General features: G+C 45.7%; 1 protein-coding gene. It reads right to left on the reverse strand.

What is annotated here, in order from left to right; genetic code table 11:
• Positions 1 to 152: 152 nt before the first annotated feature.
• Positions 153 to 580: aconitase family protein (locus AAEZ03_RS25775; RefSeq protein ID WP_350582551.1), on the reverse strand; the 428-nt coding region annotated here is incomplete at its 5' end.

Genomic DNA, 580 nt, shown 5'->3' on the forward strand with positions numbered 1-580 from the left:
AAGATAGATTGAGTGCAGAGCCACGGTTTCCGCCTGCCCTTATATTATACATAAGATAACGAGAGAAACCAGTCGGTGCTTATAGCAAAAAACCCCGCATCATGACGATGCGGGGTTTATTTTTATCTTACTAATTAGCTTTAAAACCAATATTAGGTCAACTGAGCAACGTTAATTTTATCCGCTTCTTCAGTATAATCAGTCATACGGTCAAAGTTCATGTACTGATATACTTCATCACCCATGCTGTTTAGCATACCAGCATACTGCTGATATTCGTCGTTGGTTGGCAATTTACCAAGTACCGCTGCTACGGCTGCAAGCTCTGCAGAAGCAAGGTATACGTTAGCGCCTTGACCTAGACGGTTCGGGAAGTTACGGGTTGACGTTGATACCGCAGTAGAGTTCGGTGCGATACGGGCTTGGTTACCCATACATAGTGAACAACCTGGCATCTCAGTACGAGCGCCGGCTTGAGCATAAATGTGGTAATAGCCTTCTTCCATTAATTGACGCGCATCGCTCGTCGTTGGTGGCGCAATCCATAGACGAGTTTTCAGTCTACCTGCTGGTCCGGCTT

Origin of the sequence: Pseudomonas sp. HY2-MNA-CIBAN-0224 (genome assembly GCF_040310285.1) — a bacterium.
GTDB lineage: Bacteria > Pseudomonadota > Gammaproteobacteria > Pseudomonadales > Pseudomonadaceae > Aquipseudomonas > Aquipseudomonas helleri.